Consider the following 17,038-nt stretch of genomic DNA (forward strand, 5'->3'; position numbering starts at 1 on the left):
GCCCCCCTTGTTTTATCGGTTAAGAATCATTATACTATTGAAGTTATAGAGATGATAAAATGATGAGGAAGTGTCAATGCTGTGAGTATAACTTCATCAACAGGAAAACCGATTTTCGTCAAAGTTGTGACAGACATTCGGGACGGACATCGCAAGGAAACGAATTCCTTTACAGCCAAAGGTATGTATTATGAGAAGGAACATGCGATGTATATTACGTATAAGGAACAACAAGAGATGGGCGAGATTCATACCATTGTAAAGATTGGGCAGGAAGAAGTGGCGGTCACACGATCCGGAGCAGTCAAAATGAAGCAGCAATTTCGGAAAAAAGAACGAACGCATACTTCATATACGAGCCCGTACGGCCCTTTACAGATGGAGACCTTTACCCATAACTTTGAGTATAAGCAATCAAGAGCAAAAGGGACTCTCTTTGTTACATATGATTTGCATTTGCAAGGCGAACAAGCAGGAAAGTATGCTTTAACAATTAGTTTTAAGGAGGAACCGGCAGAATGAACATTGTCGAACAAGTAAAAGACCGCTTAAAAGATGAAATTAAACAAGCTGTGCTAAAAGCAGGCTTAGCAGGAGAAGAGCAAATTCCGGATGTAGTATTAGAATTGCCAAAAGACAAGGCCCACGGTGATTACTCGACGAATATGGCGATGCAGTTGGCACGTGTGGCTAAAAAAGCGCCGCGAGCCATTGCAGAAGAACTTGTCGCAAACTTCGATAAAACGAAAGCATCCATTGAAAAAGTAGAAATTGCTGGACCTGGCTTTATTAACTTTTACATGAATAATTCCTATTTAACAGACTTAATCCCAACGGTTTTAAAAGCAGGTGCTGCTTACGGGGAAACAAATGTCGGTCAAGGACAAAAAGTTCAAGTGGAATTTGTATCAGCGAATCCGACGGGAGATTTACATTTAGGACATGCCCGTGGTGCAGCGGTAGGGGACTCTTTATGTAATGTGTTAGCGAAAGCAGGATATGATGTTTCACGCGAATACTATATCAATGATGCAGGAAATCAAATCAATAACTTAGCCTTATCGGTAGAAGCTCGTTACATGCAGGCACTTGGGAAAGAGACCGAAATGCCAGCAGATGGCTACCATGGTGAAGACATTATTCAAATTGGGAAAAAGCTAGTGGAAGAGCATGGCGATAAATACATTCAAATGGATGCCCAAGAGCGTCTTGCGTTTTTCCGTGATTACGGATTGAAATACGAATTGGCGAAGCTTCAGCGCGACCTTGAAGAGTTCCGCGTAAAATTTGACGTATGGTATTCAGAAACGTCTCTTTACAGCAATGGAAAAATTGAAGAGGCTTTAGCTGCGTTAAAAGAGAACGGCCATATTTATGAAGAAGAAGGGGCAACATGGTTCCGTTCTACGACATTTGGTGATGATAAAGACCGCGTGTTAGTAAAACAAGACGGATCTTTCACTTATTTGACGCCAGATATCGCTTATCACCAAGATAAAATTAAACGCGGTTTTGATAAACTGATTAATATTTGGGGTGCTGACCACCACGGTTATATTCCACGTATGAAAGCAGCAATTGAAGCTCTTGGTTACGAGCGTGATACGTTAGAGGTAGAGATTATTCAAATGGTACAACTTTACCAAAACGGTGAAAAAATGAAAATGAGTAAACGTACAGGGAAAGCTGTGACGATGCGCGATCTAATCGAGGAAGTAGGACTAGATGCGACTCGTTATTTCTTTGCAATGCGCAGCGGTGATACGCACTTAGACTTTGATTTAGATTTAGCGGTATCTCAATCGAATGAAAACCCGGTTTACTATGCACAATACGCTCATGCTCGTATTTGCAGCATTTTGCGTCAAGGAGATGAACTGGGAGTAGAAGCGGGAGAGAGTGTTGCACTTGAACAGATTCAATCGGAAAAAGAATTCGACTTGCTGAAAAAGGTCGGAGAATTCCCAGAGGCAGTGGCAGAAGCGGCTCAAAAACGCATTCCACATCGTATTACGAACTATGTGTATGAATTAGCGTCCACGTTCCACAGCTTCTACAATGCAGAGAAGGTATTAGACAGCGACAATATGGAGAAAACGAAGGCTCGTATTGCTCTAGTAAAAGCCGTTCAATTGACGCTTCAAAATGCCCTTCGTTTAATTGGGGTTTCTGCTCCAGAAAAAATGTAATGAAATAGGGATGTCCAATGCGTTCCAAACCTCTTAAAAAATAGCTGTTGTTTATTTCATACAGAATGGACCGTCTATGAAAACCCTTAATATTTTGGGTTTTCGTAACGGTCCATTTTGCGTGTTTGTCTGAAAAGAGAGGGTTTTCCTCTTTTTAGACAAACACGCTTTTTTATAGTGAAACTACCCTTTTCTCGTCACTTCCATACGATAGTAGCGCCTCCAACCCGTTTGACTCCACGTATTTTTGAGAGTTCTTCGACCAACTGGAGCAATGCTTTATCTTTTTGTTTCGCTTCAATCATGACATCAAAGTCTTGATTATATTCGCGCGCCATCTTTAAAAACGGAAGAATAAAGTCTGGACTAACATAATCAGCATGGCTGCGAAACTCTTTTTCAGATTTAGGAGAAGACAAGTGAACCTTTGGTTTTAATTGAATCGCCTCCCACGTTTGAAACATTCGCGGCCACAGTTCTTCTAAGGTCATGCTGCCTTCATTTGCTTTATGATGATGGTAATCCAATATGAGCGGAATGGCTTCTTTTTCACAAATTACAAGCGTTTCATCCGCTGTATACGTTTTATCATCGTTTTCTAATGTCATCCGTTTTTTAACAGGAGAAGGGAGCGTTAATAGATTTTCATGAAATCGGGAAACGGCCTTTTCCTTATCCCCATATGCGCCGCCGACATGAATGTTGATAAGCGCTTCATTTGCCAGTCCCATTGCTTCAAGCATTCGGTAATGGTATTCCATATCAGTCACTGCATTTTTTGTAATATGAGGTTTATCACTTGTAAACAAAGTGAACTGATTCGGGTGGAAACTGACTCTCATACCGGATGATCGAACAGAAGAACCAATTTCTTCAAACTCTTTTTGAAAGAAAGACACAAAATCCCATGTGGCCTCTGGATGAGTCGCAAGCGGAACGATGGAAGAGGAGAAGCGATAAAGCGGGATTTGTTGGGCGATATTGTAGTGCACTGCTCTTAACGTATTCCGTAAGTTTTGCTTTGTCACCTTCAATAAGTTTTCCATTTGTTCGTCTGAGCTCATCGCTTTCCATCTTGTATAAGTTAATGTTTTGGCAGGAGAGCAGTCCCATAGTGAAAGAGCATGTGACACGTAGCCAAATCGAATTTCCATTTTCCTTCTCCTTTTTTCTTTAGTACATAACCGTTTTTTTTGGCATCGTTAAACCTAGATGGTTAAAGAAAGGCATCCAACAGTTTTGCTATTCCTTGCTTACTGTAATCGAACAAGGTGCGTCCTACCAAATCTTCTAATAAAAGCTCTTCTGCCTGCTCAATGTCTCTTGCGAATGTTTGTCGAAGTTGTTGGATGAAGGTTTGATCATAAATGTAGCAATTAATCTCCTCATTTAAAAATAAGCTTCGTTTATCAAAATTCGCTGTCCCAATGTCACACATCGTCTCGTCGATAATAATGGTTTTAGAATGATAGAAGCCGTAATAGTAACGAAAAATACGAGCCCCTGCCCGAAGAAGGGAAGGGAAATACGAAAAGGCGGCATCTTTCACGAGCGGATGATCTGCCTTCATTGGCACTAAAATGGTGACGGAAATGCCGTTATCAAGAGCTTCCAAAAGAGCGTCCATAATTGGTCGGCTTGGAATAAAATAAGGACTTCCAATCCAAATTTCCTGTTTGGCTTGTTTAATAAGTGAAAGAAACTGTTCTTCCAGCTGCGGACCTTCTGTTGCTACAAATCGAAAGATACTTGCTTTTGAAAGGGTTGGGAAAGGCCCTTTTATATGGTTGGTGAGCGCGTTTTTTGTTGTTTCATTCCAATCTGTAAGAAATTGTTGCTGTAAATCCATAATTCCTTCCCCTTTTATTTTCAAGTGGTAGTCTTTCCAGATGCCAAGGGCAGGATCTAATCCAAGATACTCCTGTCCGATATTAAAACCCCCTAAATAGCCAATTTGGTCATCAATAATGGTAATTTTCCGGTGGTTTCGACGGTTTAATGTAAAAAATAAAAACGGAAGCTTCGGCTTGTTGCAATAGACAAATTGAACCCCATCTTGTTTAAGTTGTTGAATAGTACGGCGAGGGAGTTGAAAACTTCCTATCCAATCTAACAGCAGACGAACAGTGACGCCTTGTTTCGCTTTTTGCCCTAAAATATTTAAAAATTCTTGGCTAATGGTATCGTTTTTTACAATATAAAACAAAACATGAAGCTCACTTGTCGCTTCTTTCATTTCTTGAAACAAATCTTTGTACAGATCGTGACCATCAGAAAATAGCGTGAGCTCTCCTTGACGCAATGGATAAAGAGGGGGAGGTAAATCTTTTTGGTGTTTGCGTTTTCCGAGCGAATAATCCATCACAATCCAAATGATAAGAGAAAGAAAAACAGTGACAAACACGAATATCCCTCCTGTTCAGTATTAAAAGTAGTGTCACCCAGTTACGGTCATATTATTTGACTGATTTCACTATAGAAGAAAAACATTGACTGAATGCTCATTCATAAATTAAAATGATAAATAAATCATAAAATTTAAAAAAGTATAACTACTTATCGGTATCTGTTTCACGTAAGGGGCTCTCTTAGAGGAGAATCTTCGTTTTTGCTCGCCAGTTGAGCAGGAATATGAACATGTAACAAGGAAAAAAGGAAGGAGAGGATGAAGATGGATTTATTGCTGTGGCTTAACGCTATTTTGTTTTTAATTGTAACCGCTTACGCTGTTTCGTTGTTTGTGTATTTAATTCGCACACGTATGGCGTATATTCAGTTAGGAAAGAAAGTAGAGTTTGATCAGAAAGTTAAAGAAAGGCTCGATAAAATATGGGTCAATGTGTTCGGACAGAAAAAATTGTTGAAAGATAAAAAGAGTGGAATCATCCATGTTTTATTTTTCTACGGTTTTATTCTCGTTCAGTTTGGCGCCATTGATTTTATTATAAAAGGGCTAGTGCCAGGGAAGCATTTACCTTTAGGTCCGCTGTACCCCGCGTTTACATTCTTCCAAGAAGTGGTCACCCTGCTGATTTTAGTAGCCGTTGTTTGGGCTTTTCACCGTCGTTACATTGAAAAACTTGTTCGCTTAAAGCGAGGATTTAAGTCTGGTCTTGTATTGCTTTTTATCGGAGGATTAATGTTGTCCGTATTAGTTGGAAATGGTATGGCACTCATCTGGCATGCCCATGACTTGTCACTAGCAGAGCCTGTGGCCTCCTCCATTGCCTTCATTTTTGGAGGATTAAATCAAACAGCGGCAATTGTCGTTTTCTATGTAGCCTGGTGGATTCACCTTCTATTCTTGCTCACCTTTCTTGTGTACGTTCCGCAATCCAAGCATGCTCACTTAATTGCCGGGCCTGCTAATGTCTTTTTTCATCGCCTTTCTAATCCAGGTAAACTGGAAAAAATTGATTTTGAGGATGAAACACAAGAAACTTTCGGTGTGGGCAAAATTGAGGATTTTTCTCAATATCAGCTTATCGATTTGTACGCATGTGTTGAGTGTGGCCGATGTACGAATATGTGCCCAGCGACGGGTACAGGGAAAATTCTTTCCCCGATGGACTTGATTTTAAAGCTTCGAGATCATTTAACGGATAAAGGGGCGGCGATTACCTCAAGAGCACCTTGGGTTCCTGCTCCCGCATTTTCTCACACAACAGGCAATCAGTTGGCGATGATGGCCGCAGGAGGCGGTGTGACAGAGTCTGCTGCGGCGGTGGAGTACAATCCTTCTTTAATAGGAGATGTGATTACAGAAGAAGAAATTTGGGCGTGTACAACGTGCCGGAACTGTGAAGATCAATGTCCAGTGATGAATGAGCATGTGGATAAAATTATTGATTTACGACGTTATCTTGTCTTGACGGAAGGAAAGATGGATGCCGAAGCACAACGTGCCATGACGAATATTGAACGCCAAGGAAACCCTTGGGGCTTAAACCGAAAAGAACGGGAGAGCTGGAGAGAAGCAGGTGAAGATGTCGTCATTCCAACGGTGAAAGAGTTGAGTAAAGAAGGAAAAGAGTTTGAATATTTGTTTTGGGTCGGGTCGATGGGGTCATATGATAATCGAAGCCAAAAAATTGCTCTATCCTTTGCTCGGTTGTTAAATGAGGCGGGAGTCACTTTTGCTATTTTAGGGAATAAAGAAAAGAATTCCGGCGATACGCCGGCGCTTAGGGAATGAGTTTTTATTCCAAGAACTTGCTTCTAAAAATATTGAGGAATTTGCGAAAAATGGGGTTACCAAAATTGTGACGATTGATCCTCATGCGTACAACATTTTTAAAAATGAATACCCGGATTTTGGCCTAGAAGCAGAAGTGTACCATCATATTGAACTGTTGGCAAAGCTGGTGAAGGAAGGGAAACTTAAACCGTCTTATGAAGTCAACGAGACGATTACTTTCCATGACTCCTGTTATTTAGGACGCTATAACGAAGTGTATGACCCGCCACGAGCTATTTTAACATCGATTGCAGGAGTGAAGCTTGTCGAGATGGAACGCAATCGTGAGACAGGAATGTGCTGCGGGGCTGGAGGCGGTTTAATGTGGATGGAAGAAACGACGGGAAGCCGGATTAATGTTGCGCGAACTGAGCAGGCTTTAACTCTTCAACCGACAGTGATTAGTTCGGGGTGTCCATATTGTTTAACCATGTTAAGTGACGGAACGAAGGCAAAAGAAGTGGATGAGACTGTCAGCACATATGATGTAGCAGAGTTGTTAGAAAAAGCCGTTTTTGGTTCTGACTCATCGCCAAATATCGTGTAATGACTCAAGTAATGAGCGTGCAGTTTAAACTGCACGTTCATTGTGCCTATCATAAAAAGGGAAGGGGAGCAAAGATGGAAGTTCAACGTATGATGGTCATTGGTGCAGGTCAAATGGGGTCTGGTATCGCGCAAGTATGTGCAATGGCAGGATATACTGTTATTCTTCATGATTTAAAAGAAGAATTCGTCAACCGAGGGATGAAGGTCATTGAAGGAAACTTGAAGCGCCAGGTGACAAAGGGAAAAATGACTGAACAAGACATGCAACAAACAGTAAGTCGAATTCAACCTTCTACGGATTTGCAGCAAGTAAAGAAAGTGGACCTTGTCATTGAAGCGGCAACAGAAAATATGGAAATCAAAAAGAATATTTTTGCCCAACTAGATGAAATAGCCCCTCCGCACACGATTTTTGCTACGAACACCTCTTCTTTGCCTATTACAGAACTTGCGGCTGCCACGAAGCGTCCTCAAAAAGTGATTGGCATGCATTTTATGAATCCAGTTCCCGTTATGAAGCTCGTTGAAATCATTCGAGGACTGGCGACAGCCGATGATGTCTATGAGGCTATTCACCGCATTACAGAAAAATTAGAGAAGGTGCCTGTGGAGGTGAATGACTTCCCAGGATTTGTTTCGAATCGTATTTTAATGCCGATGATTAACGAAGCTGTTTATACACTTTACGAAGGGGTGGCGGGAAGAGAAGCCATTGATGGAGTGATGAAGCTTGGTATGAATCATCCGATGGGACCTTTAGAGTTGGCTGATTTTATCGGGTTGGATACATGTCTTTATATTATGGAAACGCTTCACGAAGGATTCGGAGATGATAAATATCGCCCTTGTCCGCTTCTTCGCAAATATGTGAAGGCAGGATGGCTCGGGAAAAAAGCAGGTCGGGGTTTTTACGAGTATACGTGAGGAGGCTTGATCATGACGATTCCCTTTACAGAAGAACAGCAAATGCTTCAAAAGATGGTGCGGGAATTTGTGAAACGAGAAATTGTCCCGTTTGTGGAAAGGATGGAACAAGGTGAATTTCCGAGACCCATTTTAGAGAAGATGGGAGAGCTTGGGTTAATGGGCGTTCCCATCCCTGAGTTGTATGGGGGGAGCGGATTAGATTTTACTTCTTATATTATCGCCATTCATGAACTTTCAAAGGCGAGTGCCACTGTTGGTGTGATTTTATCTGTTCATACGTCAGTCGGTACAAATCCCATTTTATATTTTGGAACAGAAGAGCAAAAGCAGAAGTACGTTCCGAAACTTGCCTCTGGTTCTTATTTAGGGGCTTTTTGTTTAACGGAACCGCATGCCGGATCTGACGCAGCAAGCTTGAAGACGAAAGCGGAGCGTAAAGGGGATCATTACGTGCTCAATGGCTCTAAAGTATTTATTACAAATGGCGGCGAGGCGGATACGTATATCGTTTTTGCGTCGACTCATCCGCCCCAAGGGTCAAAAGGAATTTCTGCGTTTATTGTGGAAAAGGACACACCGGGTTTTCTTATAGGAAAGGACGAACATAAAATGGGTTTACACGGATCGAGGACGACGGGAATCAGTTTGGAAAATTGTCTCGTTCCTGCAGAAAATCTTCTTGGAATCGAAGGTGAAGGGTTTAAAATTGCGATGGCTAACTTAGATGCCGGACGTATTGGGATTGCAGCACAGTCCCTTGGGATTGCAGAGGCAGCTCTTGAAGAAGCCGTTTCTTATGGGCAAACAAGAATCCAATTTGGCAAGCCAATTTCTTCCCAGCAAGGAATGGCCTTCAAATTAGCAGAGATGGCGACACATGTAGAGGCAGCTAAGCTATTAACCTATCAGGCCGCTTTTTTGCGCTCACAACATATGCCGTGCCGTAAAGAGGCTTCCATGGCAAAGCTGTTTGCTTCAAGTACAGCTGTTCAGGTGGCGACGGAAGCCGTGCAGGTGCTTGGAGGATACGGCTACACAAAAGATTATGCTGTAGAACGTTATTTTCGGGATGCTAAAGTGTGTGAAATTTATGAGGGCACAAGTGAAATTCAGCGAATCGTCATTAGTAAACAACTGTAAAAAGGGGATGGGGGCACATGTATTTTAAACTATCAGGAGAGCATGAGATGATCCGAACGATGGTACGAGACTTTGCAGAACATGAAGTGGCGCCGACAGCGGCCCAACGGGATGAAGAAGAGCGCTTTGATCGTCTTATTTTTGACCAAATGGCAGAGCTTGGTTTGACGGGGATTCCATGGCCGGAAGAATACGGTGGAACAGGCAGTGACTATTTGGCATACTGCATTGCTGTCGAAGAACTATCGAGAGTATGCGCCTCAACAGGTGTCACTTTATCTGCTCATACATCACTAGCAGGCTGGCCGATTTATAAATTTGGCACGGAGGAGCAAAAACAAAACTATTTGAAGCCGATGGCAGAAGGAAAAAGCATCGGGGCATACGGGTTAACCGAACCTGGATCTGGGTCGGATGCGGGCGGAATGAGGACGACTGCTCAAAAAGACGGTGATACGTATATTTTGAATGGTTCTAAAATCTTCATCACAAATGGCGGCATCGCAGATTATTACATCGTGTTTGCGTTAACAGATCCTTATCAGAAGCAAAGAGGAACAAGTGCCTTTATTGTCGAAAAAGATAGAAAGGGTTTTTCTATTGGCAAAAAGGAAAACAAACTAGGGATTCGCTCTTCTCCAACTACCGAAATTATTTTCGAGGATTGCCGTGTGCCGAAAGAAAATCTCCTTGGACATGAAGGTGAGGGGTTTAAAATTGCGATGATGACATTGGACGGAGGCCGTAACGGTATTGCCGCTCAAGCGGTAGGAATTGCCCAAGGGGCGTTAGATGCTGCTGTTCGTTATGCGAAGGAGCGTCATCAGTTCGGCAAACCGTTAATGGCCCAGCAAGGCATTGCTTTTAAATTAGCGGATATGGCAACGAGTGTCGAAGCTGCGCGTTTGTTAACTTATCAGGCCGCATGGCTCGAATCGCAAGGGCTGCCATATGCAAAAGAGTCAGCGATGTCGAAGCTGTTTGCAGGAGATACGGCAATGAAGGTGACGACTGAAGCCGTTCAAGTCTTTGGAGGCTATGGATATACGAAAGACTATCCGGTCGAGCGTTTTATGCGTGATGCGAAAATTACCCAAATTTATGAAGGAACACAGGAAATTCAACGTTTAGTCATTTCTAGATATATAACGAAATAAACGATAGGGTGAGGAGAATGACAAGAAAGCGTCAAGTGCCTGCTTCTGTCAAGGATGAACGACTCGTTGAAAAGCGCCGGGACCAGATGGTCAAAGGAGCGGTCAGCCTGTTCAAAAAGAAAGGGTTTCACCGAACGACAACGAGAGAGATTGCTAAGGCATCCGGATTCAGCATTGGCACACTGTATGAATATATTCAAACGAAAGAAGATGTCCTGTATCTAGTGTGTGACAGTATTTACGACCAAGTGAGCAATCGGTTGGCGGAAATTGTCCAGCAAGAACCTCCAACCATTGAAAGTTTAGAGCGAACCATCCGTAAATTTTTTAAAGTAGTCGATGAATTGCAAGATGAGATTTTAGTCATGTACCAAGAAGTGAAATCGTTGCCGAAAGATGCTCTTTCCTATGTATTGAAAAAAGAATTAGAGCTGGTATCTATTTTTGAAAAAGTAATTGAAGGCTGCAGGAAAGCTGGGTATTTTCAGTTAACGGCTGAGGAAGCCAAACTGTTGTCCCATCATATTTTTGTGCAAGGTCAAATGTGGGCATTTCGGCGCTGGGCGTTACATCGCGCGTACTCATTGGAGCAATATACCGACATGCAAATAAAATTTCTGTTATATAATGTAGCGAGTGAAAATAAATAAGCCGAGGAGGACAAAATGGAGCGTTATTCGTTAACAAACCCTGTTCGATTTGTTACAGCCTCAAGTTTATTTGATGGACATGATGCTTCCATTAACATCATGCGGCGTCTGTTGCAGGCAAGCGGAGCAGAGGTTATTCATCTTGGTCATAATCGTTCGGTTGAAGAAATTGTAAGCGCTGCCATACAAGAGGATGTTCAAGGGATTGCGATTTCTTCTTATCAGGGTGGGCATCTAGAATATTTTAAATACATGTATGACTTGCTAAAGGAAAGAGGTGCTTCTCATATTCGCCTATATGGTGGAGGGGGAGGCGTAATTATTCCGAAAGAAATTGAAGAACTTCACGAATACGGGATTTCCCGTATTTTTTCTCCTGAAGATGGCCGAAAGCTAGGGCTTCAAGGTATGATCAACATCATGCTTCAGGAATGTGATGTCGCCATGAAGGTGGAAGAAGAAGTAAGCACTCTTACTCCGTCAGCTCATCAGCAAATCGCTCGGCTCATTAGTGTTGCTGAAAATAGAGCAGGTGGCAAGGACGTAGCAACCAGTTACCAGTTGAAAGCAAAACGTGCGCCGGTTCTTGGAATTACCGGAACAGGCGGAGCAGGGAAGAGTTCGTTGACCGATGAACTTTTGCTCCGTTTTTTAAATGAGTTTCCGAACCTTTCTGTCGCTGTGCTGTCCATTGATCCAACGAAACAGAAGACAGGCGGCGCTCTTTTAGGCGACCGAATTCGGATGAATGCTGTTTCCTCTCCGAGAGTGTATATGCGCAGTTTGGCCACGCGCCAATCCGGTTCTGAGCTATCTAGTGCGATTAAAGAAGCGATTAGCATTGTGCAAGCAGCTGGATTTGACTTAATTATTGTTGAAACAAGCGGTATTGGTCAGGCAGATGCTCAAATTAAGGATATATGCGATATCGCTATTTATGTAATGACAAGCGAGTTTGGGGCTCCGTCGCAGCTTGAAAAAATTGAAATGCTCGATTATGCCGATTTCGTTGTAATTAATAAATTTGAGAAAAAAGGGTCAGAGGATGCGAAGCGTCAAGTTTCCAGACAGTATCAGCGGAGTCATATGCGATTTGATCAAGAGCTTGATATGATGCCGGTCTATGGCACCATTGCCAGTCAGTTCAACGACCCTGGGATGAATCTCTTTTTTGTCAAACTGATTGAAGTGATGGCGAAAAAGCTAAACGTAAACTGGCAAGCTCGCTTACCGGAGGTTCAAGGAAATGCTCGACAAATGATTATCGCCCCTGAACGGGAAAGCTATTTGCGAGACATTGTGGAACATGTGCGCTCTTATCATAAGCAAGCAAAGGAGCAAGCAGAAGCCGCTCGACGTCTTTACCAATTAGAAGGGTCCCTTCGTATCCTCCAAGAACATGAACAAGATGATCCGGTTATTGAAGCGGTACAAAGAGCCATTGAACGGGTTCGTATGAACTTAACCCCCCATTCTATTCATCATTTGCAAACGTGGCCCGAAGTTCAAGAACGATATCAAGGTGACTCGTTCATAGCGACCATTCGGGGAAGAAAAATCGAAACAAGCTTAAAAACGGTTACGTTGTCAGGGCTTTCTATTCCGAAAATTATGCTGCCTTCCTTTCAAGATTACGGCGAAATTCTGCGGTGGTTGTATAAAGAAAATGTGCCGGGGTCGTTTCCTTACACGGCAGGCGTTTTTCCGTTCAAACGTGAAGGAGAGGACCCAAAGCGTCAATTCGCCGGAGAGGGGACACCGGAAAGAACAAATAAAAGGTTTCACTATTTATGTAAAGATGATGATGCCAAGCGGTTGAGTACCGCTTTTGACTCTGTGACTTTATATGGGGAAGACCCACACGTTCGTCCTGATATTTTCGGGAAGATTGGCGAAAGCGGGGTCAGTGTTTGTACCCTTGATGATATGAAAAAGCTTTATGAGGGTTTTGATTTATGTGCGCCTTCTACATCTGTTTCGATGACGATTAACGGTCCGGCGCCGATTCTGTTAGCCATGTTTATGAATACAGCGATTAGTCAGCAAATAGATCAAGAAGTGCAGCGGCTTGGAAGAGCGTTAACGAAGCAAGAATATGAGCAAGTGAAAGAACAAACGCTCAGAACGGTAAGAGGGACAGTGCAAGCCGATATTTTAAAAGAGGACCAAGGACAAAATACATGCATCTTTTCGACTGAATTTGCCTTGAAGATGATGGGAGATATTCAACAATATTTCATTGATCACGACATTCGGAACTATTACTCGGTTTCCATTTCGGGCTACCATATCGCAGAAGCGGGGGCAAACCCCATTTCTCAGCTCGCTTTTACATTGGCTAACGGATTTACGTATGTTGAATACTACTTAAGCAGGGGGATGGACATTGATGAGTTTGCGCCTAATTTATCCTTTTTCTTTAGCAATGGGCTTGATTGTGAGTATACGGTAATCGGACGAGTGGCAAGGCGCATATGGGCTGTTGTCATGAAAGAGAAATATGGCGCAAATGAACGAAGCCAAAAGCTCAAATATCATGTTCAAACATCCGGCAGGTCTCTTCATGCTCAAGAAGTCGATTTTAATGACATTCGTACGACTTTGCAGGCTTTGATGGCCTTGCATGACAATTGCAATTCTCTTCACACGAATGCGTATGATGAGGCCATTACGACCCCAACAGAAGAATCTGTTCGCCGTGCGATGGCGATTCAGATGATTATTATGAAAGAACATGGCTTAACAAAGAACGAAAACCCGCTCCAAGGTTCGTTCATTATTGAAGAATTGACAGATTTAGTAGAAGAAGCGGTTTTGCAGGAATTTGAACGAATCAATCAGCGTGGTGGTGTGCTTGGAGCGATGGAGATGCAGTATCAGCGAGGAAAAATTCAAGATGAATCTATGGTATACGAAATGAAGAAGCATACCGGTGCTTTGCCAATCATCGGTGTAAATACGTATTTAAATCCTCATGGGGATAAGATTGACCTGGTCAACAGCATGCAGTTAGCACGCGCTGCTCGAGAAGAAAAGGAACATCAAATTCGCCAGCTCGAACTGTTTCAAGAACAGCATAAGGAGAAAGCGCACATGGCGTTACAGAAATTGAAGGAAACGGCCCGAAATAACGGCAACATTTTCGCTGAATTAATGGAGACGGTTCAAGTGGCGAGCCTCGGGCAGATTACACATGCTTTATATGAGGTCGGGGGACAATATCGGCGGAACATGTAGAGAGCAGTCGATACTATAGATAAAAGGCTTTTGAAAGAAGCTTCATGCTTCAAAAAGGTGCGGTTTTTTTTAGAAAGATTTAGCGGGGTACTAGCATAAATGCATTGAATTTGTTTATAATGAATGGTATGTATTTAAGAGCTTGTCAAATAGTGGATTGGAGCGGAAACGTCAAAGAGAATCTGTATGTGTCAACCATTTTCCTTGAACGATTTCGGAGTCCGTATTTGTTGCATAAATCATTTGACGTGGATCTTTCAATCCACGTCAAATGATTTACATGAAATTAAATGATATAGATAATAGGTATACATAGAAAGGGTGTGCTGAATTTGAGTCTTGCACAATACTCAAAAGAGCAATTAAGCGAGATGTCCATGCTGGAGCTTGCACATTTGTTGTTATCCAATAAATCTGAGCGTTCAGCTGTTCCGTTTAAAGCAATAGTAGATGAAATTATTTCTATTTTAGGTTTATCCGAAGAAGAAGTGCGAGGAAAAATCGCTCAATTTTATACAGATTTAAATATTGATGGACGTTTCATCTCTGTCGGTGAAAACCAGTGGGGATTACGAAGCTGGTACCCGTATGACCAAATCGATGAAGAGGTCGTTCCGGTAGCGAAACCGAAGAAGAAGAAAGCGAAGAAAGTCGTGGATGAAGATTTCGAGGACTTTGACGATTTGGAAGAAGAAGAACTTGAGTATGAAGATCTCGATAGTTTAGAAGATGACAGTGACGACAGCGACGAGGAATTAGAAGACGAGGACTTCGATGATCTAGACGAAGAAGAATTCGATGATGAAGTCATTGATGACGATGATTACGATTTAGAAGAAGAAGAACTTGAAGATGATGAAGATAAAGAGGATGAAGACGAGGAGCTGTAAAACATCCCTCTCCTTTATCTCATATTGAGGCTTGACATTTTTTGTTGGAATATGTAGAATCTTTTTTGGGCTCTTTAAATAAGAACGCAATGAATATTTTATAAAAAAGATAACAATGCTCCCATACCGTTTATTTGGTTTGGGGGCATTTTTTATTTTCAGCCCTCTTAAATAGGTTCGTTCATTTTGTGGGAAATTAACGTTAAATGCATACCGGCCTGTAAGGCATCGCAAGTAGCGAGTGCAGCTATTCTTACATAGACGGCGGTTTGTTTTTGGATGTTCAATCATAGCGGGAAAGTTTGCGAAACAAGATGTATGAATGACAAGCGTGTAAGTAAAAACTTTGAATAGCACAGTTATCATTTGGAGGGGAAAACATGACAAAGTATATTTTTGTAACCGGCGGCGTTGTGTCGTCATTAGGAAAAGGAATTACAGCTGCTTCACTTGGAAGATTGTTGAAAAATCGCGGATTAAACGTAACGATTCAAAAATTTGATCCATATATTAATGTCGATCCAGGGACAATGAGCCCATACCAGCACGGTGAAGTGTTTGTAACAGATGATGGTGCGGAAACAGACTTAGATTTAGGTCACTATGAGCGTTTTATTGACATTAATTTAAATAAATACAGCAACGTAACGACAGGGAAAGTGTATTCCACTGTTTTAAGAAAAGAACGCCGCGGTGATTATTTAGGCGGTACTGTTCAAGTTATTCCACATATTACAAATGAAATTAAAGAACGTGTTTTCCGTGCAGGAAAAGAAACGAATGCGGATGTTGTTATTACCGAAATCGGAGGAACAGTAGGAGACATCGAGTCATTGCCGTTCTTAGAAGCGATTCGCCAAATTAAAAGCGATATCGGCCGTGACAATGTGATGTATATTCATTGTACGCTCGTTCCTTACATTAAAGCTGCAGGTGAAATGAAAACAAAACCAACGCAACATAGCGTAAAAGAACTGCGTAGTCTTGGTATTCAGCCAAATGTTATCGTCGTACGTACAGAAAAGCCAATTTCAGACGATATGAAAGAGAAGTTAGCCCTTTTCTGTGATATCGATTCTAAAGCAGTAATTGAGTGCCGCGATGCTGAAACATTGTATGAGATTCCATTGGCACTACAAGAGCAAAAATTAGATCAAATTACATGTGACCACTTGAAGTTGAACTGCCAAGAGCCAGACATGACAGAGTGGAAAGCGTTAGTAGAAAAAGTAAAAGGACTTTCACATACAGTTAAAATCGCCCTTGTCGGAAAATATGTAGAACTTCAGGACGCGTATATTTCTGTTGTTGAATCTCTTCGTCATGCGGGTTATGCCTTTGATGCAGAAGTGAGTGTAAAATGGATCAATTCAGAGCATGTAAACGCAGAAAATGCGAAAGAATTGTTAGCTGATGTAGACGGTATCCTTGTTCCAGGTGGATTTGGAGACCGCGGAGTGGAAGGGAAGATTGTGGCAACGCAATTTGCCCGTGAAAACAAAATTCCGTTCTTTGGAATTTGCTTAGGAATGCAGTTAGCATCCGTTGAATTTGCACGAAACGTACTTGGCTTACAAGATGCACATTCAGCCGAACTTAACCCAGCAACATCGAATCCAATTATCGACTTGCTTCCAGAGCAGAAGGATGTAGAAGACTTAGGTGGAACGCTTCGTCTTGGATTATACCCTTGTAAGCTTTCTGAAGATACATTGGCGTATGAAGCATATCAAGATGAGGTTGTATATGAGCGTCACCGCCACCGCTACGAGTTCAATAATGAATATCGTCAAGCGATGGAAAAAGCAGGTTTCATTTTCTCTGGTACAAGTCCTGACGGCCGACTTGTCGAAATCGTGGAGTTAAAGGACCACCCATGGTTCTTAGCTTGCCAGTTCCATCCGGAATTTAAATCACGTCCGACAAGACCGCAACCATTGTTCAAAGAGTTCGTTCGAGCATCTTTTGAACTTTCGCAACAGAAATAAGCGTTCAAAGCGGAGAGTAGCGTACGGTTTGAATGTTGATAAATAAAAAGAACCTGTCGGAAAATGGCTAGCTT

General features: G+C 42.2%; 11 protein-coding genes and 1 pseudogene. 10 read left to right on the forward strand and 2 right to left on the reverse strand.

From position 1 onward, the window contains the following. Positions 1 to 81: 81 nt before the first annotated feature. Both ACXAEO_RS20365 and argS read left to right on the forward strand, forming a co-directional pair. Complete coding sequence (locus ACXAEO_RS20365) at positions 82 to 522, forward strand: YwiB family protein (RefSeq protein WP_474884516.1); 441 nt, start codon at positions 82 to 84, stop codon at positions 520 to 522. After that, positions 519 to 2,189, forward strand: coding sequence for an arginine--tRNA ligase (gene argS, locus ACXAEO_RS20370; protein WP_474884518.1), 1,671 nt, complete (start codon positions 519 to 521; stop codon positions 2,187 to 2,189). Before ACXAEO_RS20365 ends, argS begins: the two co-directional genes overlap by 4 nt. A gap of 197 nt (positions 2,190 to 2,386) precedes the next feature. Here the strand turns inward: argS and uvsE are convergent, their stop codons facing one another. Together uvsE and cls are read right to left on the reverse strand one after the other, a co-directional pair. After that, positions 2,387 to 3,343, reverse strand: coding sequence for a UV DNA damage repair endonuclease UvsE (uvsE, locus tag ACXAEO_RS20375; RefSeq protein ID WP_474884520.1), 957 nt, complete (start codon positions 3,341 to 3,343; stop codon positions 2,387 to 2,389). A 62-nt stretch (positions 3,344 to 3,405) separates the two neighbouring features. After that, positions 3,406 to 4,551: a cardiolipin synthase gene (cls, locus tag ACXAEO_RS20380; RefSeq protein ID WP_474885113.1), complete on the reverse strand. Its 1,146-nt coding sequence runs from the start codon at positions 4,549 to 4,551 to the stop codon at positions 3,406 to 3,408. A gap of 309 nt (positions 4,552 to 4,860) precedes the next feature. Here cls and ACXAEO_RS20385 point away from each other — a divergent pair. The 8 genes and pseudogenes from ACXAEO_RS20385 (at position 4,861) to ACXAEO_RS20420 (ending at position 16,964) form a co-directional block, all read left to right on the forward strand. Continuing rightward, a pseudogene (locus ACXAEO_RS20385) lies at positions 4,861 to 6,973 on the forward strand ((Fe-S)-binding protein). 74 nt (positions 6,974 to 7,047) lie between these two features. Beyond that, on the forward strand, positions 7,048 to 7,899 hold the full coding sequence (locus ACXAEO_RS20390; RefSeq protein WP_474884522.1) for a 3-hydroxybutyryl-CoA dehydrogenase: 852 nt from the start codon (positions 7,048 to 7,050) through the stop codon (positions 7,897 to 7,899). A 12-nt stretch (positions 7,900 to 7,911) separates the two neighbouring features. After that, the gene (locus ACXAEO_RS20395) at positions 7,912 to 9,042 is read left to right on the forward strand and encodes an acyl-CoA dehydrogenase (protein WP_474884524.1); all 1,131 of its coding nucleotides are present in this window, start codon (positions 7,912 to 7,914) and stop codon (positions 9,040 to 9,042) included. 17 nt (positions 9,043 to 9,059) lie between these two features. Continuing rightward, positions 9,060 to 10,199: an acyl-CoA dehydrogenase gene (locus ACXAEO_RS20400; RefSeq protein WP_474884526.1), complete on the forward strand. Its 1,140-nt coding sequence runs from the start codon at positions 9,060 to 9,062 to the stop codon at positions 10,197 to 10,199. Positions 10,200 to 10,216: 17 nt separating this feature from the next. Further along, positions 10,217 to 10,849, forward strand: coding sequence for a TetR/AcrR family transcriptional regulator (locus ACXAEO_RS20405; protein ID WP_474884528.1), 633 nt, complete (start codon positions 10,217 to 10,219; stop codon positions 10,847 to 10,849). A gap of 15 nt (positions 10,850 to 10,864) precedes the next feature. Further along, positions 10,865 to 14,086: a fused isobutyryl-CoA mutase/GTPase IcmF gene (gene icmF, locus ACXAEO_RS20410; protein WP_474884529.1), complete on the forward strand. Its 3,222-nt coding sequence runs from the start codon at positions 10,865 to 10,867 to the stop codon at positions 14,084 to 14,086. Between the two features lie 332 nt (positions 14,087 to 14,418). Further along, a complete protein-coding gene (gene rpoE, locus ACXAEO_RS20415) occupies positions 14,419 to 14,976 on the forward strand; it encodes a DNA-directed RNA polymerase subunit delta (RefSeq protein WP_474884531.1) in 558 nt (185 codons plus the stop codon). A 380-nt stretch (positions 14,977 to 15,356) separates the two neighbouring features. After that, a complete protein-coding gene (locus ACXAEO_RS20420; RefSeq protein WP_474884533.1) occupies positions 15,357 to 16,964 on the forward strand; it encodes a CTP synthase in 1,608 nt (535 codons plus the stop codon). Positions 16,965 to 17,038 lie beyond the last annotated feature (74 nt).

The organism is Bacillus sp. ABA4_010, from assembly GCF_056159105.1.